This window comes from Marivita sp., assembly GCF_965656765.1.
Classification (GTDB): domain Bacteria; phylum Pseudomonadota; class Alphaproteobacteria; order Rhodobacterales; family Rhodobacteraceae; genus Marivita.
The window spans coordinates 1-26,137 of the sequence record NZ_CBFHLV010000011.1 but is presented as its reverse complement, the minus strand read 5'-3'; the positions used below and the strand labels follow the sequence as shown (position 1 = coordinate 26,137).

Annotated in this window: 27 protein-coding genes and 1 pseudogene; 16 read left to right on the top strand and 12 right to left on the bottom strand. The window is 58.2% G+C overall.

All coding sequences use genetic code 11. The features are described from left to right. Position 1: 1 nt before the first annotated feature. Positions 2 to 697 carry a glutathione S-transferase family protein gene (locus ACTG4M_RS05145; RefSeq protein WP_439122568.1) on the bottom strand — a complete coding sequence of 232 codons (696 nt, stop codon included), beginning with the start codon at positions 695 to 697 and terminating at the stop codon, positions 2 to 4. 158 nt (positions 698 to 855) lie between these two features. Between ACTG4M_RS05145 and ACTG4M_RS05140 the strand changes: the two genes are divergently transcribed. Continuing rightward, complete coding sequence (locus ACTG4M_RS05140; protein WP_439122567.1) at positions 856 to 1,032, top strand: hypothetical protein; 177 nt, start codon at positions 856 to 858, stop codon at positions 1,030 to 1,032. Between the two features lie 131 nt (positions 1,033 to 1,163). Next, positions 1,164 to 1,946 carry a ribose-5-phosphate isomerase RpiA gene (gene rpiA / locus ACTG4M_RS05135; RefSeq protein WP_439122566.1) on the top strand — a complete coding sequence of 261 codons (783 nt, stop codon included), beginning with the start codon at positions 1,164 to 1,166 and terminating at the stop codon, positions 1,944 to 1,946. 9 nt (positions 1,947 to 1,955) lie between these two features. Here rpiA and ACTG4M_RS05130 read toward each other — a convergent pair whose 3' ends face one another. Then, the gene (locus ACTG4M_RS05130) at positions 1,956 to 2,426 is read right to left on the bottom strand and encodes a GNAT family N-acetyltransferase (protein WP_439122565.1); all 471 of its coding nucleotides are present in this window, start codon (positions 2,424 to 2,426) and stop codon (positions 1,956 to 1,958) included. 138 nt (positions 2,427 to 2,564) lie between these two features. Here ACTG4M_RS05130 and gorA point away from each other — a divergent pair, with 138 nt between their 5' ends. From gorA to ACTG4M_RS05105, 5 genes are all read left to right on the top strand, one after another. Continuing rightward, entirely contained in the window at positions 2,565 to 4,007 is a 1,443-nt protein-coding gene (gene gorA / locus ACTG4M_RS05125; RefSeq protein WP_439122564.1) for a glutathione-disulfide reductase, read from the top strand. A 68-nt stretch (positions 4,008 to 4,075) separates the two neighbouring features. Further along, positions 4,076 to 5,245 carry an FtsH protease activity modulator HflK gene (gene hflK, locus ACTG4M_RS05120; protein WP_439122563.1) on the top strand — a complete coding sequence of 390 codons (1,170 nt, stop codon included), beginning with the start codon at positions 4,076 to 4,078 and terminating at the stop codon, positions 5,243 to 5,245. Next, positions 5,245 to 6,198 carry a protease modulator HflC gene (gene hflC, locus ACTG4M_RS05115; protein WP_439122562.1) on the top strand — a complete coding sequence of 318 codons (954 nt, stop codon included), beginning with the start codon at positions 5,245 to 5,247 and terminating at the stop codon, positions 6,196 to 6,198. Before hflK ends, hflC begins: the two co-directional genes overlap by 1 nt. Then, positions 6,195 to 6,386 carry a DUF2065 domain-containing protein gene (locus ACTG4M_RS05110; protein ID WP_439122561.1) on the top strand — a complete coding sequence of 64 codons (192 nt, stop codon included), beginning with the start codon at positions 6,195 to 6,197 and terminating at the stop codon, positions 6,384 to 6,386. Before hflC ends, ACTG4M_RS05110 begins: the two co-directional genes overlap by 4 nt. A gap of 227 nt (positions 6,387 to 6,613) precedes the next feature. Then, positions 6,614 to 8,008, top strand: coding sequence for a Do family serine endopeptidase (locus ACTG4M_RS05105; protein WP_439122613.1), 1,395 nt, complete (start codon positions 6,614 to 6,616; stop codon positions 8,006 to 8,008). 148 nt (positions 8,009 to 8,156) lie between these two features. Here the strand turns inward: ACTG4M_RS05105 and prpE are convergent, their stop codons facing one another. The 3 genes from prpE to ACTG4M_RS05090 all read right to left on the bottom strand — a co-directional run bounded on the left by prpE (position 8,157) and on the right by ACTG4M_RS05090 (position 11,297). Further along, positions 8,157 to 10,049 (bottom strand): propionate-CoA ligase PrpE, encoded by a 1,893-nt coding sequence (gene prpE, locus ACTG4M_RS05100; RefSeq protein WP_439122560.1) that lies wholly within the window; start codon positions 10,047 to 10,049, stop codon positions 8,157 to 8,159. A gap of 234 nt (positions 10,050 to 10,283) precedes the next feature. Continuing rightward, a complete protein-coding gene (locus ACTG4M_RS05095; RefSeq protein ID WP_439122559.1) occupies positions 10,284 to 10,835 on the bottom strand; it encodes a peptidoglycan-binding domain-containing protein in 552 nt (183 codons plus the stop codon). Between the two features lie 42 nt (positions 10,836 to 10,877). Then, positions 10,878 to 11,297: an OB-fold nucleic acid binding domain-containing protein gene (locus ACTG4M_RS05090; RefSeq protein ID WP_439122558.1), complete on the bottom strand. Its 420-nt coding sequence runs from the start codon at positions 11,295 to 11,297 to the stop codon at positions 10,878 to 10,880. Between the two features lie 153 nt (positions 11,298 to 11,450). Here ACTG4M_RS05090 and ACTG4M_RS05085 point away from each other — a divergent pair, with 153 nt between their 5' ends. Beyond that, entirely contained in the window at positions 11,451 to 11,651 is a 201-nt protein-coding gene (locus ACTG4M_RS05085; protein ID WP_439122557.1) for a hypothetical protein, read from the top strand. Here the strand turns inward: ACTG4M_RS05085 and ACTG4M_RS05080 are convergent. Then, positions 11,648 to 13,159 carry a winged helix-turn-helix domain-containing protein gene (locus ACTG4M_RS05080; protein ID WP_439122556.1) on the bottom strand — a complete coding sequence of 504 codons (1,512 nt, stop codon included), beginning with the start codon at positions 13,157 to 13,159 and terminating at the stop codon, positions 11,648 to 11,650. The two genes, ACTG4M_RS05085 and ACTG4M_RS05080, sit on opposite strands and share 4 nt — an antisense overlap. A 126-nt stretch (positions 13,160 to 13,285) precedes the next feature. Further along, positions 13,286 to 14,233 (bottom strand): serine hydrolase domain-containing protein, encoded by a 948-nt coding sequence (locus ACTG4M_RS05075; RefSeq protein ID WP_439122555.1) that lies wholly within the window; start codon positions 14,231 to 14,233, stop codon positions 13,286 to 13,288. Between the two features lie 173 nt (positions 14,234 to 14,406). Here ACTG4M_RS05075 and ACTG4M_RS05070 point away from each other — a divergent pair, with 173 nt between their 5' ends. Then, positions 14,407 to 14,730: a 2Fe-2S iron-sulfur cluster-binding protein gene (locus tag ACTG4M_RS05070; RefSeq protein WP_439122554.1), complete on the top strand. Its 324-nt coding sequence runs from the start codon at positions 14,407 to 14,409 to the stop codon at positions 14,728 to 14,730. Between the two features lie 43 nt (positions 14,731 to 14,773). Next, the gene (locus ACTG4M_RS05065; RefSeq protein ID WP_439122553.1) at positions 14,774 to 15,481 is read left to right on the top strand and encodes an FG-GAP repeat domain-containing protein; all 708 of its coding nucleotides are present in this window, start codon (positions 14,774 to 14,776) and stop codon (positions 15,479 to 15,481) included. Between the two features lie 74 nt (positions 15,482 to 15,555). Here ACTG4M_RS05065 and ACTG4M_RS05060 read toward each other — a convergent pair whose 3' ends face one another. Beyond that, positions 15,556 to 16,305, bottom strand: a complete 750-nt coding sequence (locus ACTG4M_RS05060; RefSeq protein ID WP_439122552.1) for a YebC/PmpR family DNA-binding transcriptional regulator — start codon at positions 16,303 to 16,305, stop codon at positions 15,556 to 15,558. Between the two features lie 123 nt (positions 16,306 to 16,428). Here ACTG4M_RS05060 and ACTG4M_RS05055 point away from each other — a divergent pair, with 123 nt between their 5' ends. Beyond that, a complete protein-coding gene (locus tag ACTG4M_RS05055; RefSeq protein ID WP_439122551.1) occupies positions 16,429 to 17,169 on the top strand; it encodes a glutamine amidotransferase in 741 nt (246 codons plus the stop codon). A 42-nt stretch (positions 17,170 to 17,211) separates the two neighbouring features. Here ACTG4M_RS05055 and ACTG4M_RS05050 read toward each other — a convergent pair whose 3' ends face one another. From ACTG4M_RS05050 to xseA, 4 genes are all read right to left on the bottom strand, one after another. Continuing rightward, positions 17,212 to 18,927, bottom strand: coding sequence for an SLC13 family permease (locus ACTG4M_RS05050; protein ID WP_439122612.1), 1,716 nt, complete (start codon positions 18,925 to 18,927; stop codon positions 17,212 to 17,214). Between the two features lie 86 nt (positions 18,928 to 19,013). After that, positions 19,014 to 19,949 carry a DMT family transporter gene (locus ACTG4M_RS05045; RefSeq protein WP_439122550.1) on the bottom strand — a complete coding sequence of 312 codons (936 nt, stop codon included), beginning with the start codon at positions 19,947 to 19,949 and terminating at the stop codon, positions 19,014 to 19,016. Further along, entirely contained in the window at positions 19,946 to 20,758 is an 813-nt protein-coding gene (locus ACTG4M_RS05040) for a TIGR00282 family metallophosphoesterase (RefSeq protein ID WP_439122549.1), read from the bottom strand. Before ACTG4M_RS05040 ends, ACTG4M_RS05045 begins: the two co-directional genes overlap by 4 nt. A 145-nt stretch (positions 20,759 to 20,903) precedes the next feature. Beyond that, the gene (gene xseA / locus ACTG4M_RS05035; protein WP_439122548.1) at positions 20,904 to 22,454 is read right to left on the bottom strand and encodes an exodeoxyribonuclease VII large subunit; all 1,551 of its coding nucleotides are present in this window, start codon (positions 22,452 to 22,454) and stop codon (positions 20,904 to 20,906) included. A gap of 73 nt (positions 22,455 to 22,527) precedes the next feature. Here xseA and purD point away from each other — a divergent pair, with 73 nt between their 5' ends. The 5 genes and pseudogenes from purD to ACTG4M_RS05010 form a co-directional block, all read left to right on the top strand. Beyond that, the gene (purD, locus tag ACTG4M_RS05030) at positions 22,528 to 23,790 is read left to right on the top strand and encodes a phosphoribosylamine--glycine ligase (protein WP_439122547.1); all 1,263 of its coding nucleotides are present in this window, start codon (positions 22,528 to 22,530) and stop codon (positions 23,788 to 23,790) included. After that, entirely contained in the window at positions 23,791 to 24,384 is a 594-nt protein-coding gene (locus ACTG4M_RS05025) for a LysE/ArgO family amino acid transporter (protein WP_439122546.1), read from the top strand. Positions 24,385 to 24,542: 158 nt separating this feature from the next. Further along, positions 24,543 to 25,457 (top strand): DMT family transporter, encoded by a 915-nt coding sequence (locus ACTG4M_RS05020; RefSeq protein ID WP_439122545.1) that lies wholly within the window; start codon positions 24,543 to 24,545, stop codon positions 25,455 to 25,457. Positions 25,458 to 25,598: 141 nt separating this feature from the next. After that, positions 25,599 to 25,796 carry a hypothetical protein gene (locus tag ACTG4M_RS05015; RefSeq protein WP_439122544.1) on the top strand — a complete coding sequence of 66 codons (198 nt, stop codon included), beginning with the start codon at positions 25,599 to 25,601 and terminating at the stop codon, positions 25,794 to 25,796. 82 nt (positions 25,797 to 25,878) lie between these two features. After that, positions 25,879 to 26,137, top strand: a pseudogene (locus ACTG4M_RS05010) (isoprenylcysteine carboxylmethyltransferase family protein); the annotation flags it as partial.

Sequence of the window (26,137 nt, the reverse complement as noted above, 5' to 3'; positions counted from 1 at the left end):
GCTAAAGCGCGCTCCCTTCAGGTGGCGTGGCCGGATGAGGATCGGAAAATGGCGTTGGGCCAAGACCCTCTGCCAATGCGGCGGTCACAACACTGTCGCGCGCCTCTATCTGTTGGGCAAGAGCGTGTAATGCTGGCCAGCGGAGAAGGTTGAACCACGAGCGGTCGGCTCTGATCGGATAAAGCGCAGGCCAACGCAACAGCACTATCAGATAGATGTCACATACCGTTGGTGTCTCTAAAGGCCTCGCATATTGCGTGTTCAGCATGTCGAAATGCGCAGTAAGGCTGGCCTTGGTGTGTGTGGCCAACGCCTCTTGCGCAGTCGGGTCTGCGCCCACAGCATTGGCTGGATAGAACAGCGTGCGCATTTCTGCATGCACAGTATTGGACAGATAAAACAGCCAGCTTAGAAACCGTTCTCGGGCGGGGTCGATCAACGAAGGTGACAAGACAACCGCGTCCCGATGCTGATCAGCAAGCCAAAGGCAGATCGCGGCGGTTTCAAATATCGAGCCGTGGGGCGTGTCCAGTGCAGGAATGCGCCCGACCGGGTTTAGGCGCTTGTAGGCGGTACTATGCTGCGCAGTCGCGCTGCGATCCACGAGCGCAGTAGTGTAAGGGACGCGCAGTTCTTCGAGCACCAGTCGAACGACCAATGACGCGTTGTCAGGTGCGTAATGCAGAACAATGCTCATACCGTCACCTCTACAGTGGCCCACAAGACTTAAACGTCGCGAAAGCGGCGCGTGACAGTGAAAAAACGATGCGCTTAACCGCGTCTTTACCCACCAAGGGGCAGGGTGTTGGCACGTCACATGCAAGATGTCGGTGACCCAACCGTGAAAGGATGACTATGACCACGAATATCAACAAACTTGCGTGGTTTGGCGCTGCGCTGACGATTCTCGCATGGGCGTTTGTGCCACGCATGGCGATGGCCTATCCGGTGCAGTTTCCACCGATTCCGGTAGTGGAAACCTTGCCACTGCCGCCAACGCCTCTGACCAACCCGGCTGAGGTTGAGCGTTAAGCAAAGATCATTGCCTGACGATGCGCACACTGATCAAGCCATTTTTCGTCATTGCGTGACGCGAATTCGGTCTCGCTCCTTTAGGCGTGACGTCCTATAAGACGGGGCATGTCTGCCCAAGGAGCTACCCCATGACCGGAGAATTGTCGCCCATCGACAAGGCTAAGTTTGTTGCCGCGAAACACGCGGCCGACATGGTCGAAGATGGCATGCGCGTTGGCCTGGGGACAGGGTCGACCGCTGCATGGCTGGTGCGCCATCTTGGGGACCGGGTCCGCGACGAAGGCTTGCGCATCAAAGGTGTACCGACATCGTCCCGCACAGCGCAACTTGCCCGCGATGTAGGGATTGAGGTGATCTCTCTTGATGAGGCCGGAACGCTTAACATCACAATCGACGGGGCTGACGAATTTGATGGCGAACTGAACCTCATCAAGGGTGGCGGTGGCGCACTGTTGCAGGAAAAGATTGTCGCAGCCGCGAGTGAAGAAGTTGTTGTGATCGCCGACGCCGCGAAAGAGGTCGGAACACTGGGCGCGTTTCCTTTGCCAATCGAAGTGATCCGTTTTGGCTGGACCACGACGCAGATGCTGGTCGAAGAACTGCTGGTCTCTGCTGACGTCATGGGCCGTCGGATCACTCTGCGTATGAACAATGGAAAGCCCTTCATCACGGATGAGGGCAACCATATTCTTGACCTGCACCTCAGTCGGATCGGCAATGCGCGCCAGCTTGCGATGGCGCTGAACCAAATGCCGGGTGTGGTCGAAAACGGGCTTTTCGTCGATCTGTGCGACAAGGTGATCATCGGCTACAGCGATGGCCGCGTAGAAACCCGCGACATCAACGAAGGCACGGTCAGCCAAGATCACATCAACATGGTCGAGTCCGATAACTTGTTTTCTGACATCTGACGCGGCGCGTCACAGCGCCTTTTCGAAATATACGCGATCAAAACCGTCTTCGATCCGGCGGTCGGTCTGCACATATCCCAGGCACGGGTAAAGCGTCAGGTTCGCTTCCATCTTAGCGTTTGTATACAGCCGAACAGTGCCAAAGCCCAAATCCCGCGCTCGGTCCTCGCAAAATCCTATCAATCGGCGCCCGATCCCTTGGCCATGAAAGCCGGGATGAACGGCAACGTTTTCTAAAAACATATCTGCGTCGCGGGGGTAACAAACAATGTACCCTGCAACATCCGTCCCGCAGGCCGCGACCCAAACCCAGTTCTGGGCGATCTGTGATGCGAAATCGGCCGCCATCGGTGCAGGTTCACGCCCGATCATTGGGACATACACCGAATAGGCCGCTTGCGCGCAGGATTTGATGCCCGGCACATCGTCAGTCTTTGCGGGGCGCAGCATTATCGGGGTGTTGGAACTGTCACGTTTCATCGCAATCGCCTCGTTCGCAAAAAATCCTAGGCAAAAAAGGCATGTCTAACAACGTCACTGATCAATCGCGATACGGCCTCTCTGGCCTTCCCTGTCACCATATGAAATACATTCGCGCGCAAACAACAGGAGCCGACCATGAGCGCATTCGACTACGATCTCTTTGTGATTGGCGGTGGTTCTGGCGGCGTCCGCGCAGCACGTGTGGCCGCTGGCGAAGCCGGCGCCAAGGTCGCACTGGCCGAAGAAGACAGGTATGGCGGCACCTGCGTGATCCGTGGATGTGTGCCCAAAAAGCTTATGGTCTTCGCAAGTGGTTATGGCGGTATGGTCGAAGAGGCCACGCATTACGGCTGGGACATGAAGAACAATGGGTTTGACTGGAACACATTCTCCGGTCATCTGAACAACGAATTGGACCGGCTGGAAGGGGTTTATCGCAAACTTTTAGCTGGATCAGGTGTCACGACATTCGACGCCCGCGCGCGGCTTAAAGACCCTCACACGGTCGAACTGTCCACAGGTGAGACGTTCACAGCCAAGCATATTTTGGTCGCAACAGGCGGGCGCCCGGTGCGTCCCGATTTGCCAAATGCGCATCTGGGGATCGTGTCGGACGACATTTTCCATTTGGAAACCCTCCCCAAATCCATTCTCATCATTGGTGGCGGCTACATTGCGTGTGAATTCGCGTGCATTCTGGCCGGGCTGGGTGTCGAGGTCACGCAATACTATCGCGGCGCACAGATTTTGCGCGGCTTTGATGAAGAGGCGCGAGGCCTCATTGCAGAATCCATGCGTGAAATCGGCGTTGATCTGCACACAGGCACCAATATCGTCGAAATGGATTGCTACCGCGGCGAACAAGATGATGACGGCCTCAATGCGCCGGTCGAGGCAACGCAATACGCGATGCCCGCCAAGGACGCGCCCCAAGAGGGCCCGCTCAAGGTGAAATCCACCAATGGACATGTCAAAGTTTTCGATCAGGTGCTGTTCGCCACTGGGCGTCGCCCCAATAGCGATGACATGGGTCTTGAAGATGCAGGCGTCACGCTGGGCCGTAGTGGCGCAGTTGAAGTGGATGAATACAGCCAGACCAAAGTGCCATCGGTGTATGCCATTGGGGATGTGACGGACCGAGTGAACCTGACGCCCGTCGCGATCCGCGAAGGCATGGCGTTTGTCGAAACCGTTTTCAACGGCAACCCGACCCCTGTTGATCACGACCTGATCCCGTCAGCAGTTTTCACCCAGCCAGAGCTTGGCACTGTGGGCCTGACCGAAGAACAGGCACGCGATCAAGAGCCGATCGAGGTTTACTGCGCCTCGTTCCGCCCGATGCAGTCCGCGTTTGCCGACAAACCTGGCTGTGTGCTCATGAAACTGATCGTCAGTCAGGAAAGCCGCAAGGTTCTGGGCTGTCACATCGTCGCGCCCGGCGCGGGCGAAATGATCCAGCTTGCAGGCATTGCGATCAAAATGGGTGCTACAAAAGAAGATTTCGACCGAACGGTTGCGGTTCACCCCACCATGTCGGAAGAAATTGTGACAATGCGCAAACCAATGCGCACGGCTTGAATTTTCAAGCTTTGCCCACAGGTATGATGAGATGAAAGACGGAATGTTCCGAGAGGGGAAAAGACCAGATGGCAGGTAACAGTGGCGGCCCATGGGGCGGCGGCGGTAACAACGGTGGAGACCGTGGCGATGATCGCCCGCGCGGCGGCAACAATGGTGGCGGACGTCGCCCAGGTGACGACAACCAACCGCAGATACCCGAAATCGACGAGCTGATGAAGAAAGGGCAGGAACGTCTGCGCGTTCTCATGGGCGGTCGCGGCGGCGGCGGAATGAACGGATCCGGCGGCGGCGATGGCGGCGACGGTTTCAAATTTACCCGTGGCACCGTTGGCCTTGGTATTCTTGCAGTGGCGGCGCTTTGGGCGTTTTCAAGCTTTTACCGGGTGCAGCCGGAAGAACAGTCTGTGGAATTGTTCCTTGGCGAATACTATGCCACCGGTAATCCGGGCCTGAACTTTGCGCCTTGGCCTGTTGTCACGGCAGAAATCCTGCCAGTGACCCGCGAACAAACCGAAGATATCGGTGTGGGTGCGCGTGGCTCTGATGCAGGCCTGATGCTGACCGGGGACGAAAACATCGTCGATATCGATTTCCAGGTTGTCTGGAACATCAATGACCCGGCAAAATATCTCTTTAACCTGCGCGACCCGCGCCCGACGATCCGTGCGGTCAGCGAATCCGCGATGCGCGAGATTATCGCACAATCCGACCTCGCCCCGATCCTCAACCGGGACCGGGGGGCGATTGCGACGCGTCTGCAGGACCTGATCCAGTCGACACTCGACAGCTACGATTCCGGTGTAACGATCATCCGTGTGAACTTTGACAAGGCCGACCCTCCCGAGCCGGTGATCGCGGCGTTCCGCGACGTTCAGGCTGCGGAACAGGAACGTGACCGTCTGCGCAACGTGGCTGACGCCTATGCCAACCGTGTGCTGGCTGAAGCCCGTGGTGAATCCGCTCAGGTGCTTGAAGAGGCCGAAGGGTATCGCGCGCGCGTCGTGAACGAAGCTGAAGGTGAAGCAAGCCGTTTCCTCGCCGTTCTTGGCGAATACGAGCTTGCACCCGAAGTGACGCGCAAGCGTCTATATCTTGAAACCATGGAAGAGGTACTTGGCCGCGTGGACAAGATCATTCTTGACGAAAACGGCCAAGGCGGCGGAAGTAACGGCGTTGTGCCCTACCTGCCGCTCAATGAGCTGCGTCGCAACACGACAAGCGGAGGGTCAAACTAATGCGTAAAACAACGTACCTTCTGCCAGTCTTGGTTCTGGCTGTGGCTGGTCTGCTGTCATCGGTGTTTATCGTGGATGAACGCGAAAACGCGCTGGTGCTTCAGTTCGGTCGTGTCGTGTCTGTTCAGGAAGAGCCTGGTCTAGCGTTTAAGATCCCGCTTATCCAAGAAGTGGTCCGCTATGATGACCGCATCCTGAGCCGCGACATTGATCCACTAGAAATCACACCGCTTGATGACCGTCGTCTGGTTGTCGATGCGTTCGCGCGTTACCGGATCGTTGATGTAAACCAGTTCCGACAAGCCGTTGGTGTGGGTGGTATCCCTGCCGCAGAAAGCCGCTTGGATTCGATCCTGCGCTCCGAAACACGGGAAATCCTGGGTTCGGTGTCGTCCAACGATATCCTCAGCGTTGACCGTGCCGCGCTGATGCTGCGCATTCGAAATGGTGCCATCGAACAAGCCGAGGCGCTTGGCCTCGAAATTGTCGACGTACGTCTCAAGCGGACCGACCTTCCGGCGGAAAACCTTGATGCGACCTTTGGCAGGATGCGTGCGGAACGTGAACGCGAAGCAACGGATGAACGTGCACGTGGTAACGAAGCAGCCCAGCGTATTCGTGCGCAAGCTGACCGTACCGTGGTTGAGCTTGTCTCGGATGCGAACCGTCAGGCCGAGATTATCCGAGGTGAAGCTGACGCCCGCCGGAACAACATCTTTGCTACTGCCTTTAGCCAAGATGCAGAGTTCTTTGAATTCTACCGCTCTTTGACCGCGTACCAGCGGGCTTTGCAGGGCGAGAATTCTACCTTTGTGATGGCGCCGGATAGCGAGTTCTTCAATTACCTGAAGTCCGCCGAGGGTTCGGGCGGCGGAATCTCCGCCACTGACGCTGCGCGCATCGCTGTGCCAGAGGCTCCTGCTGCGGACACCGGCACAGGAGCCGGAAATTGACCCAGACAATCCTCACGGGGATTGCAATGGTTCTGATTATCGAGGGGCTGGCCTATGCGCTGGCCCCTTCGCTTATCGAACGCATGCTCGAGGCCATGCGCGCAATGCCGCTTGATCTTAGAAGATTAATTGGTGTGTCTGCAATCGCAGCCGGGGTTGCCATGCTGTGGATATTGCAGGGCTTTTGAGCGTCCCGGTTCCTTGGGGTCACGTCACGATCAAGTCACATAAGCTTGAGCTACAGTATTCCTGTTTGCGTGTTGCGCCCGCGCACCTACATTACTGACATGCAAGGCAGGTGCCGGACGATGCATCCGCACCAAAGACGAAGGAGTTTCCCTTGACCTCACAGGCAAAAGTAATCGAACGGGATCAAAGCACGCCGTTGCGCATGTTCTGGCTGACGTCGCTGTCTATGATCCTCATAGTCGCGCAGTCGCTGATGGCCCAGTCGCAGGAAAGCTTTGCGAACCTCGCAGAGAAAATCAGCCCATCTGTTGTGAACATCACCACATCGACCACCGTCGCAGGCCGCACCGGCCCGCAAGGCATTGTCCCCGAAGGCTCGCCTTTCGAGGATTTCTTTCGTGAATTCCAAGACCGTAACGGTCAGGGCGACCGCCCGCGCCGCTCGTCCGCGCTTGGTTCGGGTTTCGTAATTTCGGAAGACGGATTCATCGTGACCAACAACCACGTCATCGAAGGCGCGGATGAAATCATGATCGAATTTTTCGAAGGGTTTGAGCTGCCCGCCGAAATTGTCGGCACAGACCCGAACACCGATATCGCGCTGCTCAAAGTGGAAAGTGAAACACCGTTGCAATTCGTCAATTTTGGCGACAGCGACACCGCCCGTGTGGGTGACTGGGTGATGGCGATGGGCAACCCGCTGGGGCAGGGCTTCTCGGTCTCTGCTGGCATCGTGTCCGCACGCAACCGTGCGCTTAGCGGTACCTATGACGACTACATTCAGACTGACGCCGCGATCAACCGGGGTAATTCTGGTGGTCCACTCTTTAATATGGATGGCGATGTCATTGGCGTGAACACCGCGATCCTGTCGCCCAATGGCGGCTCCATCGGCATCGGTTTTTCGATGGCGTCCAATGTCGTGACCCGCGTGGTCGATCAACTGCAGGAATTTGGCGAAACCCGCCGTGGCTGGTTGGGCGTGCGCATTCAGGACGTGACCGACGACGTTGCCGAAGCGCTGGGTCTGGCCGCCGCCAAAGGTGCGCTGGTCTCCGACGTGCCGGAAGGCCCGGCCATGGAAGCGGGTATGCAGGCCGGTGACGTGATCGTCAGCTTTGACGGTCGCGAGGTTGAAGACACCCGTGGGCTTGTCCGCCAGGTCGGCAACACCCAAGTCGGCAAAGCGGTCCGCGTTGTGGTCAATCGTGACGGTGCAACCCAAACCCTTCTGGTGACCTTGGGTCGTCGTGAAGAAGCCGAAAGCGCTGTACCTGCATCGCAGCCTGGCCCCGAAGAGGAAGAGGCCCCGATGTCGATGGACCTGATGGGACTGACTCTCAGCCCGTTGACCGCCGAAATCCGCGAACAGCTTGAACTGCCCGAAAGCGCCAAAGGTCTCGCGGTCATGGATGTTGATGAGACCTCCGAAGCTTTTGAGAAAGGCCTGCGCGCGGGTGACGTCATCACCGAAGCCGGTCAGGCTCAAGTGTTGGCTTTGACCGATCTGGAAGAGCGTATCAGCGAGGCTCAAGAGGCAGGCCGCAAATCGATCCTGCTTCTTGTCCGCCGCGCTGGCGATCCACGCTTTGTCGCGCTCAGCATCCAAGACGACAACTAAGGTACTCGCTTACTCAAAAAGAAAGGGCGCTGTTTAACACAGCGCCCTTTTTTATTTTGAGACCGAACTTGATCTATTTTGCCGGAATATACTTCGGGGTTTGAGGCCAGAGCCCTCAAACGCGCCACAGGCGCGTCCACGCCCCAGGTTAGTCCTTGGCATACCCCATGGCTTTCAACGCCACTTTGATCTCGTCCAGAATGGCTGGATCGTCGATGGTCGCGGGCAGCTTGAATTCTTCGCTATCTGCAATCTTCACCATCGTGGCGCGCAGAATTTTACCTGACCGCGTCTTTGGCAAACGGTCCACCACCGCGCACAGCTTGAAGGCCGCCACTGGGCCGATCTTTTCGCGCACCAGCTTGACGCATTCCTTGACGATCTCGTCATGCGGCCGGTTCACACCGGTGGTCAGGCAGACAAAGCCCATCGGCAACTGACCCTTAAGCTCATCCGTCACGCCAATGACTGCGGATTCGGCCACATCAGGATGCGCCGCCAACACCTCTTCCATGCCGCCGGTGGACAGGCGATGGCCTGCGACGTTGATCACGTCATCAGTGCGCGCCATGATATAAAGGTATCCATCTTCATCGATCATGCCCGCATCGCCGGTCTCGTAGTAACCGGGGAAATGCGACAGGTAGGATTTGCGGAACCGGTCCTCGGCATTCCACAACGTCGGTAAGGTGCCCGGGGGCAGGGGCAGTTTCACCGCAATCGCGCCAAGCTCGCCTGCCGGCATCGGATGGCCAGCCTCATCAAGGATCTGCACGTCATAACCCGGCATCGGCACCGACGGTGATCCGATCTTGACCGGCAGAGCCTCGATTCCGGCGGGCATTCCGGCGATGGTCCAGCCGGTTTCGGTTTGCCACCAGTGATCGTAAATCGGCTTTCCGCTGATGCGCTGCGCCCATTCGATCGTGTCGGGGTCAGCGCGTTCTCCCGCAAGGTAAATCGCGCGCAGGCAAGAAATGTCGTATTTCTTGACGAATTCACCTTTGGGATCGTCCCGCTTCACAGCGCGGAACGCGGTGGGCGCGGTGAAGAAACTGCGCACATTGTGTTCGGAAATCACCCGCCAGAATGTGCCGGCGTCTGGCGTGCCAACGGGCTTGCCTTCAAACACGATGGTGGTGTTGCCGTGGATCAGAGGTGCGTAGCAGATATAGCTGTGGCCTACGACCCAGCCCACGTCAGACGCAGCCCAGAACGTATCGCCCGGATCGACGTTGTAGATGTTCTTCATCGACCAGTTCAGCGCGACCAGATGCCCGCCGGTATGGCGGATCACGCCTTTTGGCGCACCGGTGGTGCCAGAGGTGTACAGGATATAGGCCGGGTGGTTGCCTTCAACGGGCACGCAGTCAGCCGGCTCAACACCATATTGAAAGCCATGCCAGTCGAAATCATAACCGTCATTCAGTTTCGCAACTTCCTGCTCGCGTTGGAAGATGACGGTGAAGTCGGGCTTGTGTGTGGCCAATTCGATGGCGCCATCAAGCAGCGGCTTGTAGTGCACCACACGCCCTGGTTCGAGCCCACAAGATGCCGCGATGATCGCTTTGGGTTTCGCGTCGTCGATGCGAACGGCCAATTCGTTTGCGGCAAACCCGCCGAATACAACCGAATGGATGGCCCCCAGTCGGGCGCAGGCCAGCATCGCCTCCAAAGCTTCGGGCACCATCGGCATGTAGATAATGACGCGGTCGCCTTTTTCGATCCCCTTGGCGCGCAGTGCTCCAGCCAGACGGGCGACGCGGTTGCGCAGCTCGGAATAGGTGATCTTGTGCAGGGTGCCGGTGATGGGGCTGTCATGGATGATCGCCACCTGACCACCGCGCCCACCCTCGACATGGCGGTCGACAGCGTTCCAGCAGGTGTTGGTCAGACCATCGGCATACCATTCATATAGGTCGTTGCCTTGGTCGAAGAGCGCCTTGCTGGGTTTCTGATCCCAGTCAATCGCCTCTGCCTGCTGCATCCAGAACCCCTCGGGGTCGGATTTCCAGCTTTCGTAAACGTCTTTGTAACCCATCCCGATCTCCTCCTTACACGTGTTGGCATTGGGGTACGGCGCGTTTGAGGCTGCGGCAAGTCTCTGGATCCTCCGCGCGGCAGATGGCCGCAAAAACTTTGCAGTTTTGGCGCTACCAAATTGCAAACTTTTGCAAACCTAGGGGGATTATGCAGCTATACTTGTCTGGAAATGTAATTTTGCAAAACTGCAAACTCTATGATGCAAACTCGTGAATGCCCCCGAGTCGCGGTGTCAGAGCTGATCGCGAGGCGTCGCCAAAAGGCCAAGGCCGCGCGCCGATTGCATCGACAGCAACCCACTGGGCAAGCCTCTGGCATTTTGATAGCGACGCACGGCCAGTTGGGTGCGCACGTCCATCGTGCCCGAGATCGGACCCCGATACAGACCGCGGGCATCAAGCGCGCGTTGCAGGGTCGAGACGAAATCTGGTGTCAGCGCATCGGGGCAGGGGGTTTCAAAGATCAGTTCCTGACGTTCGCGTTTGATCACCTGAACCGTTTCGGTGCGAAATCGCGCGGGGCTGATTGGGGTGCCATCCTCGGCCTCACGGGCGGGCGCAACTTCGATCTGGCGTGTGACGGTCTCAAGCTCTGCCGGGGCGATGTCACGAACCCAGCAACCATCCGGGCTTACGCCGGGCGGTGGGTCGATTTGGGCTGAGGCGAAGTCAGGGACGGGCACGGCTGTACCGTCATCACCGTAATCTACCGTGTCGGCACAGCCAGCAAGTGCGGCCAAGGCCACGGCCCACAGAGCCCGGATCGCTGACGGGAGGGGGGTCACGGAGAATGTGCGCCTGTTTGCCTGTTTCTGCTTTGGCGCAGTCTAACCTGTTTGCTGGTCTGGCGAAAGCGCCTCTGACGGGTCTGCAGGCGAGCTCTCTGGCGCGGGGGCCAGAAGCTGGTCCAGCAGGGGCGAGATATCCTCGATCACCTCGGCGATCACATGGATCACGTCGCCTTCGCTTTGCAGCCGCCCGGTGATGCGCAGCATCCGGCCCGCAATCACCGCGCGACGGTAGCGTTCATAGAGCTTGCGCCAGACAATGATGTTCACCGTGCCGGTCTCGTCCTCAAGGGTAAGAAAGATCACACCTTTGGCCGTGCCGGGCCGTTGCCGCAGGATTACCAGCCCGGCCACAGTGATCCGGGCATTGTCGGGCGGCACGCGCAGTTGATCGGCCCGCAGGCAGGATGGGGGACGCGGCCAGTTGGTTTGAGTGGGGCGGGGAGTGACGACACGCATGAGAACAAAAATAGAACAATTACCAAAGCGTGCAAGACTGAACTTTCCGCAGATTTCGGATCGCTTTGGAACGCTTAATCCGGCCTTAAGGACGGAACGCACGCCCATGTGGGAGTGTCAGGACAGACAGCAACACATTCCAATGAGGGCAACATGGCTTATTTCGATACAAGCAAGACCGCAGGCGCCGACACCACAACTGACGCGCGGACCATTTTTGACCGTCTGGTAAAATTCATTGCCGCCCGCGTGACCAACATCACCACACGCTCCGTTAAATCTCCCCATCAGATCGTTGCCGCCCAACACCGCGCCCAAGCGCACCGGCGGGCCGTCGACAAGCTGATGCGTTAATTCTCGGGAAAGCCGTTGGCGCGCAGCGCATCGACAATGGTGTCCCGATAGAACGTGTTATGATGGGGCCGCGTACGAAGGAAAGTGCCAACACTCATGTCAGGCACTTTATTGCGGAACCATGATGCCATCTTCTCTGACTTTTCAAAGTCACCCATTTTCCAGGCACAGCCCATCAGGCCAAGTTGGATTGTTGCAAACTCAGGATACTGCAAGTGGGCTTCTTCATAGTATTGTGCGGCCGTCTCAAGCTCTTGTTTCTGGAAATAGGCGTTGGCAATCCCTGCGGTTATGACCCCGATGTTCGGGTGTAAGGGGCTGATCCTGATGGCCCGTGTCAGATGGGCAATCGCGTCATCATCGTGCGCCAGATAATTATGCACCCATCCCAAGAACAACGCGATCGTCGCCGAGTTCGGGTTCATTGAATTGGCTTGTTTGACAGCGACAAGACCCGTTTCAGGTTCCTGGCCGATATACGCAATGTAATGCCCCGCAGCGGCCAATGCGAAAGGATCATCCGAGCCGCTGTTCAGAACGTCCCTCGCGACGGGCAGCGCGGCTTCCGCTTGTTCAAAAGACCACCAGCGCGTCGCAAAGGATCCTGTATGGGCAAAGCAATAAAGGCCCTTTGCCCGTGTGTAGCCGGGGTCTAATTCCAGCGCCTGTGTAAGCAGGGCCATGCCGGTTTCAAGATCGGACAATGCATTCTGCCGCATCACCAGAGGTGCTGCCTGCATGCAAAGATCATAGGCCTGTAGATTGTCGGTGGGCTTGGATTTGGCGCGCGCGGCTTCCGCCCAAATCATCTTGGGCTCAATCGCGCCGGCCACCTGTTCTGCAACCTTGTCTTGCAGATCAAAGATGTCGTCAGTTGTTCCGTCGAACCGCTCGTGCCAGATCAATCGGGCGGATGTGGCCTCGACCAGTTGCGTAAAAATACGCAGGCGATTGCCCGCCTTCTGAATGCTGCCTTCAAGCACATATTCCACGCCAAGTTCTTGCCCGATCTGCGCCAGATCCACAGCCTTGCCGCGGTAGGTGAAGGTGGACGTGGTTGAAACCACAAAGAAGCCCGAGACACGGGCAAGAGCAGACGTGATTTCATTCACGATCCCATCCACGAGATAGCCGTTCGCATTGTCCCCGGTCAGGTTGGCAAAAGGCAGAACGGCTAGTGACGGGATGTCCGGAACGCTTTGGCTCGTTTGCGGGTTCGGCGCAGAGGTGCTTTCTGCGCCCAGCGTGAATTTGTATCCCACCCCCGGCACCGTCTTGACGGCTTCTTTGCCAAGTGCCTTGCGCAATCCGGCTATCTGGACGGTCAAGTTGCTTTCTTCCACCAGAGCGCCGGCCCAAACATGGTTCAGCACCTCTTCTTTAGTAATTACGCGATCTGCATGGGCTGAAAGAAAGACGAGCAGATCAAACGCCCGGGCACCCAGCGTTACCGGCTCACCGTCGAGCGTGACGCTGCGGGCGGCGTCATTGATCTGCAAAGTGGTCATCTATGGGCCCAAATCTGTTTTCAAAACCCTAACCGCAGAACGCCGGCTGCGCCAACGGGTTTGCATAGTCCCGTTGGCGTTCGGGGTGATTGCGGTGATTATCGCGCTGTCGCTGGCAAAGGCCGATCAGTCCGGCATTTGATCGTCGGTCCAAACGGTGTCGGCGTCTTCCTCGGCCACCAGCATCACGGCGATGGAGCCAGTGGAAAGATGTAGGCGGACGTCCGACGAAAAGCCAAGATCGCCGCCGGAATGTCCAACAACATCGCCATCCAGTTCGATTCCCATGCTGTAGCCTTTGCCAATTGGGTCGGTTGTCATGTCGGCCAGCAGGTCAGATGGCAGCAGGGTTTGGTCCAAGAACAGTGCGCGGTAGAACTGCGCCACGTCCCGTCCGGTCGAGATCACGCCACCATCGCCGAACCCCGCGCCTTCATAATAGCCACGCACCGTGTCAGGCGCGGTTGCAAAGCTGGTCGGCAGGGTCTGGCTGCCAAAGACGAAACTGTTGGTCATACGGGCAGGAGTAAACACGTCGCGTTGCAGAGCTTGTGCGTAGGTCAGGCCGGTGGCCTTTTCGAGGATCATGCCAAGCAGCACATAGTTGGTGTTGGAATAGTCGAAATCAGAGCCAGGATCGAACGTCACCTCTTCGTCAAACGCGTAGCTGAGAGCGATTTCTGGCGATTGCAGCGATGGGTCGTCAAGCACATCCTGCAAGTAGGTATCCGTGTAGTAGTCAGGCAAGCCCGACGTCATGGTCAGCAGATGGCGTAGGGTGATATCGTCCAGCCCTCCCAAACCATTGGTGATGTCCGCATTAACCCAGTCAGAAACAGGATCATCAAGGCGCAGCGTCCCCTGAGCCACACGGCGCAAAATAGCCACGGCTGTCATTGTTTTTCCGACAGACGCGATGGCGAATGTGGTGTCGGCGGTGATCCCGTCCGGGTCTGCCAAGAGGCGTGTTTCCTGCCCCGTGTCGAGATAGCGCAGGCTTGGTGTGGCCTTGGTTTTCGTTGTGCTGAGCGCAGAAAGGCACAGGGCAGCAAGACCAAGCAGGAAGAGATGCATTTTCCAGGGCATAATGAGCGGCTTTTCGCAGATGAGGGCGGTTTGTCCCTGACAAAAACGCATGGCGTGTTGTCTCAAGCAAGGGCTTACACGCATTTGACGCCAAAAGGGGCTGGCAGGCGCGGCTTGGCCGGACTAGGTATGTCTCGATTTCTGAGACGGAGAGCGCTGTAATGGCAAAGATTACTTATATTGAGCATGGCGGCACAGAGCATGTCGTGGACGTGGCCAACGGTTTGACCGTGATGGAGGGTGCGCGCGACAATGGTATCCCGGGCATTGAGGCGGATTGCGGCGGTGCGTGTGCATGCTCCACCTGCCATGTTTATGTCCATCCCGACTGGGTTGGTAAGCTTCCAGCCAAGGAAGATATGGAAGAGGACATGTTGGATTTTGCGTATGAGCCGAACCCAGAGCGGTCACGCTTGACGTGTCAGCTGAAAGTCTCTGATGCGCTGGACGGTCTTGTGGTGCAGATGCCCGAAAAGCAGATCTGATCTGATGCTTGGCCGGCGTCTTTCCTTGCGGTTTGCTCAAAGCGTGGGCCTTGCGTTTGCTTTGGGAATTGCTTCGCAGGCCACGGCGCAAGAGATCGTGAAGGCGCGCTATGACGGACCGACCACACGGTATCCCCATGGCGTGTTGGGCGACGAAATCGAATACGACACGCTTGTGGTGCGCCTTAGCGATGGGCGCGAAATATCGGCGCGCTGGGGGCAAGATATAGTGTTCGAAGACCTGATGCCACGCGTCGTCGACGTAGACGGGGATGGCGCACCCGAGGTGGTGACTATCGAGAGCCACGAGACGCAAGGTGCACGATTGTCCGTTTGGGGGCTGGTTGATGGGGCGCTGGCTGCAAAAGCCGCCACTCCTTTTATCGGCACGCGGTTTCGCTGGTTGGCACCGGTGGCCGTTGCTGATCTGGACGGCGATGGGCTGGTCGAATTGGCCTATGTCGACCGTCCGCATCTGGCCAAGGTTCTGCGCGTCTGGCGATATGAGCCAATCAGTGCCGGGCAGGTTCGTTTGTCCGAAGTCGCATCACTGAGTGGCGTCACCAACCATCGGATTGGTTGGGACTATATTGCGGGAGGTCTACGCACCTGCGGGCAGGGGCCAGAGATGGTGCTGGCAACTGGGGACTGGTCAGAGATCGTATCGGTACGCTTTGACGGGGCCGCTTTGTCGCAACGCGCAATTGGTGCCTATAGCGAACGTGCTTTAGAACGTGCCTTGAGGTGTTGAGTGGTAGGCGCCTTATAAGGCGCCTACTTGCATTGTCTAAACCGCTGCCCGAGACGTTCGTTAGTCCTTAACCGCTATGCCTCTTCGAGCTGCGCCATGACCTCGTCCGAGGCTTCGAAATTGGTGGTGACGCGCTGCACGTCATCATCGTCTTCCAACGCATCCACCAGCTTCATCAGCGACGTCATGCCATCGAGATCAAGCTCTGTAGTGGTGGTCGGCTTCCAGACCAGTTTGGTTGATTCCGATTCGCCCAAATCAGTCTCGAGCGCGGTTGCAACATCGTTCAGATCGGTGTCGGCGCACCAAATCACGTGGCCGTCTTCGCTGCTTTCCACGTCTTCGGCCCCTGCTTCGATCGCGGCCATCATCACGGTGTCAGCATCGCCAACGTCTGCGGGGTAAGTGATCTCGCCCTTGCGATCGAACATAAAGCCAACCGACCCGGTTTCGCCCAGATTGCCGCCGTTCTTGGTAAAGGTCGATCTGACGGTTGACGCGGTGCGGTTGCGGTTGTCGGTCATCGCTTCGACGATGACTGCAACCCCGTTCGGACCATAGCCTTCGTACCGGATTTCTTCGTAATCCTCGCCCTCGCCACCGGAGGCTTTCTTGATCGCGCGTTCGATGTTGTCCTTGGGCATTGACTGCCCTTTGGCTTCCTTCACCGCCATCCGCAGGCGCGGGTTCTTGTCGGGGTCGGGGTCACCCATCTTGGCGGCGACGGTGATCTCTTTGGAGAGTTTCGAAAACAGCTTGGCCCGCATCTTGTCCTGACGGCCCTTGCGGTGCTGGATGTTTGCCCATTTTGAGTGGCCGGCCATGATGTCCTGTCCTTAGATTGTCGAATGTCCAGAGGTTTTGAGGTCTTTACCGCAGAAGGCGGGGCGGGAACAAGTTGCGTTTTCACGGTTTGCGCGCCGGATGGCATTGGGTAATAGGACAGGATGAAACCGTTTCTGATCCTGCAATTGCGCCCCGAGGCCGAGGCCAGTGATGGCGAATACGCGGCGTTCCTTGAAAAAGGCGGGCTGACCGAAGCGCAGGTGCACCGCATCTGCCTTGACCGCGATCCGTTGCCAGAGGGATTGCAGCTTGATGATTATGCCGGGGTAATTGTTGGTGGGGGCCCGGGTTGTGTGTCTGACGACCCAATGTCGAAAGACCCAATTGAGGCGCGGATCGAAGCAGATATCCTGTCGCTTATGCCCGAAATCACAGCGCGTGATGTCCCGTTTATGGGCTGTTGCTATGGCATCGGTATTTTGGGGCACCATCTTGGGGCTGAGGTGTCAAAGCGGCAATACGGCGAACCGGTTGGACCGGTGACGTGCAACGTCACTGGCGCAGGCGCGGCTGATCCGCTGATTGCGGGGCTGCCCGGTGTGTTCGATGCTTTTGTCGGCCACAAGGAGGCGGTGCAGGATTTGCCAGATGGCTGCGTGCACCTGCTGGCATCGGACCCTTGCCCGTATCAGATGATCCGCTATGGCACGAACGTCTACGCCACGCAGTTTCACCCGGAAGCCGATGCAGGTGTGTTCGAAGAGCGTATACGCATTTACCGTCACAAAGGCTATTTTGCGCCCGAGACTGCTGACGATCTCATCGCCATGTGTCATTCCAGCGATGTAACGGTGCCGGTTGAGATCTTGCGGCGGTTCGTTGCGCGTTATGGCAACCGATAGGCGATAAGCGGTTTCGAAACCGCTCGGATCAGAATTGCCTGATTACAGGGGCCAGATCAATGGGATCAGCGCCGAGGCCAGCATTCCCACGGTGAGGTTCAATGGCACGCCCACTTTGAGGAAATCCGAGAACGCATATCCACCCGGACCGTAAACAAGCGTGTTCGTCTGGTAGCCAATGGGTGTCGCAAAAGCGCAGGACGCGGCCACCATGACAGCGACGACCAGTGGTCTGGGGTCAAGGCCCATTGCTTGGGCCAGTCCTATGGCGATGGGTGTAACCACAACCGCCACCGCGTTGTTACTGACCAATTCAGTGAGCAAGCTGGTCAGCAGGTAAATGGCCCAGACGATGGCCCAAGGCGGCAAATTCATCAGGTAAGGTGCCAGCGCTTCGACGATCAGAGTCACTGCGCCGGAGGCCTCAAGTGCTGCACCAATGGCGAGCATGGCAAAGATAAGGGCCAGCAGCTGACCTTCGATAAAAGAAAATGCCTCATCGGAATCGACACATTTTGTCAGGAGAACCACCGCGACCGCAATGATTGCCAGTGCGAGGATCGGGGCCACCCCGAAGGCGGCTAATAGGACCAACCCGGCCAACGCGCCAATCGCGACAGGGGCATGGTTGCGCCGATAGGCGCGTGCCGATGGTTTGGCCACATCCACGAGGTTCAGTTCCTCGGCCATACGCTGAATGTCTTCGGGCGCACCCTCGAGCAGCAGGGTATCGCCAACGCGCACCACCAGATCGTCCAACTGGCGGCCGATGTTTTGGTTCCGCCGATGCACCGCCAGCGGGTAAACACCATAGCGTCGGCGCAGACGCATTGCGCCCAGACGGCGACCAACCATCTTACACACCGGGGTGATCAGCACTTCGACAGTGGTTGTTTCCACCGCCGAGACCTGATCGACCCTGCGCAATTCCTTGTTGCGCTGCAGGCTTAATAGTTCGGTCATCTGGGTGCGCAGAACCACGCGGTCACCGACCTGGAGTGTCACCCCTTCAAGATTGCGTCGGAGAGAGGCATCGCCGCGGATCACGTCAATCAGGCGGACGCCGTCGCGTTTGAACAACTGGACACTCAGTACTTCGCGATCGATCAGGTTGCTATCGGGCGGTATCACAGCTTCGGTGAAGAACTTCATCTTTGACCGATCTGATAGCATTGCGGCCATGCTGGTGCGGTCAGGCAGCAGGAAGCGGCCAAAAGCCCAGAGGTAGAACATGCCCCAAGCGATCAAAACGACTGCCAGCGGGGTCACTTCGAAGATCGTGAAAGGCTCCAGCCCCTGCGTGCGCGCGACGCCATCGACCAGCAGGTTCGTCGAGGTGCCGATCAGTGTGAGTGTGCCACCAAGGATTGCCGCATAGCTGAGTGGGATCAAAAGCTTGGAAGGGGCCACACCAAGCGTTTTGGACAATTGCACAAACAGCGGCAGCATTACGACCACCACTGGCGTGTTGTTCATAAAAGCCGAGGCCACGATCACCACGCCGAGGATCGCCGCCATCGCGCGTTTCGGGCTTTTCTCAACGGCGGATTGGGCGGCTGTGGTAAACGCCGCCAATGCGCCTGTGCGGACCAATGCCCCCATCACCAGAAACATTGCGGCGATGGTCCACGGAGCCGGGTTCGACAGAACGGCCAAGGCATCGGCATAAGGAAGCACACCTGTCACCAGCAATGCCGCAACGCCGCCGATGGCCACCACCTCGGTCGGGTAGGTTTCGCGCACAAACAGCACGAACATGACGACAACTGTGCCAAGCGCGATAAGTGCTTGGGTCGTCTGGTCCAGATCGATCAGTGCAGTGAGCACGTCAGGAGATCCTCACGTCAGGTGGGTTCAGTGTGACCGGGCTGGTCTGCAGGAACAAGCACCGCTTTGGGGCGCGGTTGAACCAGTGCCAATCCGGCGAGCATCACTGCGAGCGCTGCCCAGAAATAGGGTGAGTAGGTTTCATTGAGGAACAGCATTGCCCAAGTGACTCCAAACAGCGTCACAAAATAGCTGACCTGCACGGTGAACACGGCGCCTGCGCGGCCAACCAGCCAGACGTAGGCGGTATAGGCCCCGGCATGCAGTAGGGAAGATGCGATGATCGCCAAATCCGGTGCGCCCCAAGGCCCCCGAGGGTCGATGAATTGTCCCGACAAAAGGGCCAAAGGCAGGGTTAGGATCGCACCGACCAGTGATGCGCCACACAAGGCCTGAACGGGATCCAACCCACCAAGCCCCCATCGTGCAACGACGTTGCCCTCCAAGGCGTAGAAAAACGAAGAGATCAGCGCGACAAAGATCCAAAAGGTTGGCACCGATGCGGGGAGGCTGGTGTCAGGCAGGATCAGGAGGCAGATTCCTGCAAAGCCAAGGCTGAGGCCCGCCAACCGCCGCCAGCGGAACCGCTCAAGCGCAAAGACCAAGGCAATTGGAAACGCCAGCATCGGGATTGAACTGAGCAGGATCGACAACACACCCGATGGCAAATGGATCGCTGCGGAATAGGATGCGATGCCTGGCAGGATCGTTCCGATCAGCGCCAAAACGGTGTAGAGCGTCAGGTCGCGTTTGCGAAACGGCAAACCGGTGCCCCGGAGCATGTTGACGATGCCAAGAACTACGGCACCGATGCTCATTTGCCAAAACAGGATACCAAAATGCCGGTAACCTTCGCTAACGGCTGTTTTGGCCAAGGGTTGCGTTGCCCCCCAGGCCGCGCCCGCGAGGATCAATACGATCAGCGGTAAGGCCCGTGTGACGAGCCCTGTCATGGCGCGCTGGGTTGCAGACGTCCGCCGTCGCGGATCATGTGGATGGCGGTGGCTTTGCCGGTGCGATCATCTGTTTCAACCAGCACACCCGACAGCGTGGCCTCTTCCAAGGCCGGCTGGAACCGCCCCTTGCTCATGCCGGTCACGAAGCGGCGCATGGGTTCGGCTTTCTCCATCCCGATGACCGAATTGTAGTCGCCGCACATGCCGGCGTCAGTCAGGTAACCTGTGCCGCCCGGCAGCACCTGTGCGTCACCCGTGGGCACATGTGTGTGTGTTCCAACGACAAGGCTGGCGCGGCCATCGCAGAAATGGCCCATGCCCATTTTCTCGGAGGTCGCTTCACAATGTACATCCACAAGGATCATCTGCGCCTGACCACCCAAGGGATGCGCGCGCAGCACAGCATCGACCGCAGAAAACGGATCGTCGAAGGCGCGTTTCATAAACACTTGGCCCAACACCTGAAGCACAAGGATCTTCCGCCCGCGCGCATCAGTGAAAAGCCGGTGCCCACGCCCAGGTGCGACCTTGGCAAAATTCAGGGGTCGCAGGATACGTGGTTCGTTTTCGATGTAAGACAGCATGTCTTTTTGATCGAACGCGTGATCGCCCAGTGTCAGGCAATCGACCCCGGCTTTGAGCATCGCTTCGGCATGAGCGCCGGAAAGCCCAACACCGCTGGATGCGTTTTCGCCATTCACAACGCAGAAATCGACCTTGAGACGGTCGCGCAGGCCTTGCAGCCGTTCTGTGATCGCCGTACGCCCTGCGCGGCCCATGATGTCGCCAAGAAAGAGTGTTCTCATGCACAGAGGATTAGAGCGGCGTTGCCGGAAAGCAAAGAGGCAAACCGGCAGTCGGAAGCAACGGGTTTCGAAACGCGTTGATCCAAACTCGTTTGAATGGGGCCAGAAGTGGCTTTAAAGCCGCTGGCCAGACAGGAGAAGTCAGTCAGAACAGTGATCCTTGTTCGGGCGGTTTGGGTTTTGCCTTGGCGGCTGTCTTTGTCCCAGCTGCGCCCGCAGTCATTCGGCCATCAGCGAATTCAATCTCCAACGCCGCAGCTTTCTTGGCCGCTTTTTGCGTTGTGACCACTGCGCCATCGCCACGCACCACGGCATAGCCACGTTTGAGTGTTTCTTTGTACCCCAGCGTTTCGCGCAAGCGGTCCAGCGCGGTCAGGCGACTGTTCCAATCCTTGACCTGCGCCTGTCCTGCGGATGAAAGCCGGCGTGTCAGGGCGTCCAGCCGGTCGCGTTTGGCGGTGAGATCGCGTTCGATGGGTTTGACCGATAGCCGGTCAGCCCGTCGCGCCAGCGCTTCGCGCTTTGTCTCGACAACGCGAGCAAGGCCGGGGGCAAGCCGCGTTGCGCTTTGGTCAAAGCGCCGCTTTTGTTCGGCCAGTGCGCGTCCAAGCAGCGACGGGCGCAACGATCCCGCAGCCTCGATCAGTCGCCCGCGCCGCAGATCGACGGAGCGTATCAATGCGCGCGGAAGGCGATCAGCCATCAGGTCGAGCCGCTGCGTCGGTCCTGATAACAACGTTTCAGGCCGGGGAAGGGCGCGTGCCAGATCGCGCAGGCGCTGGTCGCGGGTCTGCATCCGCTGCGACATGGCGCGTGTCATGCGGGATTGTTGGTCGCCGACCCAGCCCAAAAGTTCGAGCCGCACCGGCACTGCAATCTCTGCCGCCGCCGTGGGGGTTGGTGCGCGTTGGTCGGACACAAAGTCGATCAATGTGGTGTCGGTCTCGTGTCCAACGGCCGAAATCAGCGGGATGTCCGAAGCTGCCGCCGCACGCGCGACGATTTCTTCGCTAAAGCCCCAAAGGTCTTCGATGCTGCCACCGCCGCGCGCGACGATCAATAGGTCGGGCCGGGGCAGGGCACCGCCGGGTGTTAGAGCATTGAAGCCTGCGATGGCGCGGGCCACCTCAGGCGCGCAGGCCGCGCCCTGAACGGCTACGGGCCAGACCAGCACCTTGCGCGGAAAGCGGTCGCGCAAGCGGTGCAGAATATCGCGGATCACGGCACCTGATGGAGAGGTGATGACGCCGATGATATCTGGCAGGTACGGCAATTCCTTTTTTTGCGCCGGGTCAAACAAGCCTTCAGCCGCCAGCGCCTTTTTGCGCTTTTCCAGCATCGCCATCAGCGCGCCTTCGCCCGCGACCGTTACTTCATCGACGTTCAGGTTGTACTTGGATTGTCCGCCAAACGCCGTCATCCGCCCGGTGACGACCACTTCCAAGCCTTCTTCTGGAACGACCGAAAGCTGCGACACCTGACCTTTCCACGTGGTGCAGGCAAGCACGTTTTTGTCGTCTTTGACGTCGTAGTACAAATGTCCTGACCGCGCTGTGAACACACGGCCTACTTCGCCGCGTACGCGGATGCGGCCAAACTCGCCCTCAAGTGTTTTTTTCACTGCGCCCGACACTTCGGAGACAGTGTATTCGGGCATATTCTGCCCCGGACGTGGATCGTCGATCAGATCGGACATACCGCCTCGCTTGCGCTTACCTCACACCGACCCTAGAACGCCCAGAACCGAAGGTGAAGACGGAGCGTGCGCCATGAACATACTCATCCTTGGAAGCGGTGGGCGCGAACATGCGTTGGCATGGGCCGTGATGCAGAACCCCAAATGCGACAAGTTGATTGTGGCGCCTGGCAATGCGGGCATCGCGATGATCGCAGATTGTGCGGCTCTTGATATTGAAGACGGTGGAGCGGTTGTCACTTTTGCCGAAGAGAACAGCATTGATTTCGTAATCGTTGGCCCCGAGGCGCCTTTGGCGGCAGGGGTGGCAGACCGGCTGCGGGATGCGGGGCTTTTGGTCTTTGGACCGTCTGCCGAGGCGGCAAAGCTTGAGGCTTCCAAGAGCTTTACAAAAGAGATCTGCGACGCCGCAAATGCGCCGACCGCCGCCTATGGTCATTTCACCGATGCCACTTCTGCAAAGGCCTATGTGCAGGCTCAAGGCGCACCAATTGTGGTCAAGGCGGACGGATTGGCGGCTGGCAAGGGCGTGATCATTGCGGAAACAGTCGCCGAGGCCGAGGCCGCCATCGACGATATGTTCGGCGGTGCCTTTGGTGGGGCTGGAGCCGAAGTCGTGATCGAGGAGTTCATGCAAGGGGAAGAGGCATCGTTCTTTGTGCTCTGCGATGGCACTGACGTGCTGCCTTTTGGCACGGCGCAAGATCACAAGCGAGTGGGCGAGGGCGACACGGGTCTCAACACCGGTGGCATGGGGGCCTATTCGCCGGCACCGGTCCTGACGGATGAGATCGCGCAGAAGGCGCTCGACGAGATCGTCAAGCCGACCATGGCCGAAATGGCGAAACGCGGATCGCCGTACCAAGGTGTGCTTTATGCAGGTTTGATGATCGAAAACGGACACCCGCGCTTGGTGGAATACAACGTCCGGTTTGGTGATCCTGAATGTCAGGTTCTGATGATGCGTCTTGGTGCGCAGGCTATGGATCTGATGCACGCTTGTGCCGAAGGCCGTCTGGCAGACGCGCGGGTGAACTGGGCCGATGACCATGCAATGACCGTGGTTCTCGCTGCGAACGGCTATCCCGGCAGCTACGAAAAAGGCAGCGTGATTGGCGACCTTGAGGGTCTGCCCGAAGACAGCTTTCAAAAGATGTTCCATGCGGGCACTTCCGAGACGGGAGGCAGTATCACCGCAACCGGGGGGCGGGTTCTGAATGCCACGGCGCGGGGTGCATCCTTGCAAGAAGCGCGGGACCGGGCTTATGGGATGGTCGATCAGGTGACATGGCCCGAGGGGTTCTGCCGTCGTGATATCGGGTGGCGGGCGCTGTAAATGACGACTGCACTGGCCGGGTTTGCGCTTGGCTTTTCCCTGATACTTGCCATCGGTGCACAGAACGCTTTTGTCTTGCGGCAGGGCTTGTTGCGGTCGCATGTCTTTGCGGTTTGTTTGACCTGCGCTGTGTCGGACGCAATTCTGATTGCCACCGGTGTTGCCGGTTTCGGTGCGTTGACCCAAGCGATCCCGGGGCTCGAACTAGCAATGCGGCTCTTGGGAGCGGCATTTCTTATCTGGTACGGAGCGCGCACCTTTCAAAGCGCATGGCGCGGCGGGCAAGCGATGGAAGCCGGACAAGCCGCTGGTTCATTGCGCAAAGCGTTGCTGACCTGCCTCGCGCTGACTTGGCTGAACCCGCATGTGTATCTGGATACGGTGGTGCTGTTGGGTGCGGTGGCGGCGCAATATGATGACAGACTGAATTTTGCGCTGGGCGCAATGACAGCGAGTTTCGTTTTCTTCTTTTCGCTCGGATACGGCGCGCGCTTGCTTGCGCCGTTTTTCGCCAAGCCGCGCGCGTGGCAGGTATTGGATGTCATCATCGGTTTGGTCATGTGGGCCATCGCCGCCAAGTTGCTTTTGATGTGACGTATTAGGTTTGTGTCCAACCCGAAGAAAACACCGCCCCCGTCGCGTGTTCCCAGAGACAGGCAGTCCGCGGAACCCTACGTCACAAGCGGTCAAGGTGGCGTTCGAAAGCTCATAACGCACTTGCACATCGCAAGGCCTTTCGTTCATTTGAACAGATGACCGCCGCACCTTCACAAGCTGTGTCCAATCCCGTCAAAGGCATCCTTTGGATGGTTGTCACTGGTCTGTGTTTTGTCGCAGTCACGGCATTGGTCAAAACGCTAGGCGAACGTATTCCGGCAGCTGAATCGGCTTTTCTGCGCTACGTGATCGGGCTGGTGTTCTTGATTCCAGTATGGCGCGAATTGGTCGCTGTGCGGCTGACGGCTCGGCAAAAAAAGCTGTTTGCGTTGCGAGGTGTTGTGCACACTCTTGGCGTGATCCTTTGGTTCTATGCGATGACCCGTATCCCGATTGCCGAAGTCACAGCGATGAATTACCTCAACCCGGTCTATGTCACGATCCTCGCAGTGTTCCTGCTGGGCGAAAAGTTGGCGATGCGCCGTGCGATGGCGGTGGCAGCGGCACTTTTGGGGGCGTTGATTATCCTGCGTCCGGGTTTTCGCGAACTTGACCCTGGCCATATCGCAATGTTGGCGACGGCGCTGTTGTTTGCGGGCAGCTATCTGATTGCCAAGATCGTATCGGGCGAATTGCCGGCCAGCATGGTGGTGGCGCTTTTGTCGATTACGGTGACCATCGGTCTTGCCCCATTTGCCATTTCCGTCTGGGTCACGCCGACCTTAGCCGATCTGGGCGTGCTGGCGGCCGTGGCCTGTTTTGCCACCGCTGGACACTATAGCATGACCTTGGCGTTTGCTTCGGCACCTGTGACGGTGACTCAGCCCGTAACCTTCCTTCAATTGGTGTGGTCCGTGCTGCTTGGTGCGCTCTTTTTCGGAGAGCCTGCGGACCCTTGGGTGATCCTTGGAGGTGGCATAATCATGGCATCGGTGATCTTCATCACCTGGCGCGAAGCCCGCTTGCGCAAGTCGCACCGCACCCCTTTGGTCAATGAAACCAAGGGCTAAGTTGACCTTAGCGTCACCTGTGCCCGTTTAATTCCTGCGCTGAACAGTTTGTTTCGATTTCCGCAAAAAACCGGGATTGGTTCCAAAATCGGTCACAATCTCACGTGAAAAAGAAGACAGGTAACGTACGAGGAACAACACATGTTTGCTGAAAACTTTGCGAGCCCCGATCTGGGCGAACTGCGCCACTTTCTTGTGTCCGAACGTCAGAAAACGCTGTCGGACGCCGAGTGGAAATTCCGGATGCGTGGTTACGGCTTCCACGTCAAGCGCGTTGATGGTGGCGTGATGGTGGCCCGTATCCCGCATAATGAGATTCTTGGCTGCGTTAAGATGTGATTTTCGGGTCGCCCTGCCGGGCGGCCTTTTGTCCATCTGACACGCCTCGCGCCGGGCGCAGGGCTTTGCTATAGCATTGCTTATGCGCAAATATCTCGACATCCCCCCGGTTTGGCTTTTCGCGGCGCTTGGCGTTGCCTGGTGGCAGAAAACCCATTTCGACTATGGGCTGAGTTTCGGCCCGGTTTGGGCTGATCTGCTTGGCGGGCTACTGGTTGGGGCAGGTTTGGTTCTGATCGCGCTTGCTGCGTATGAAATGCGTCGGCACCGCACGACGATCATGCCGCACGAGACCCCGGATGCGCTGGTGACCAGCGGCATCTTCAAACGCTCGCGCAATC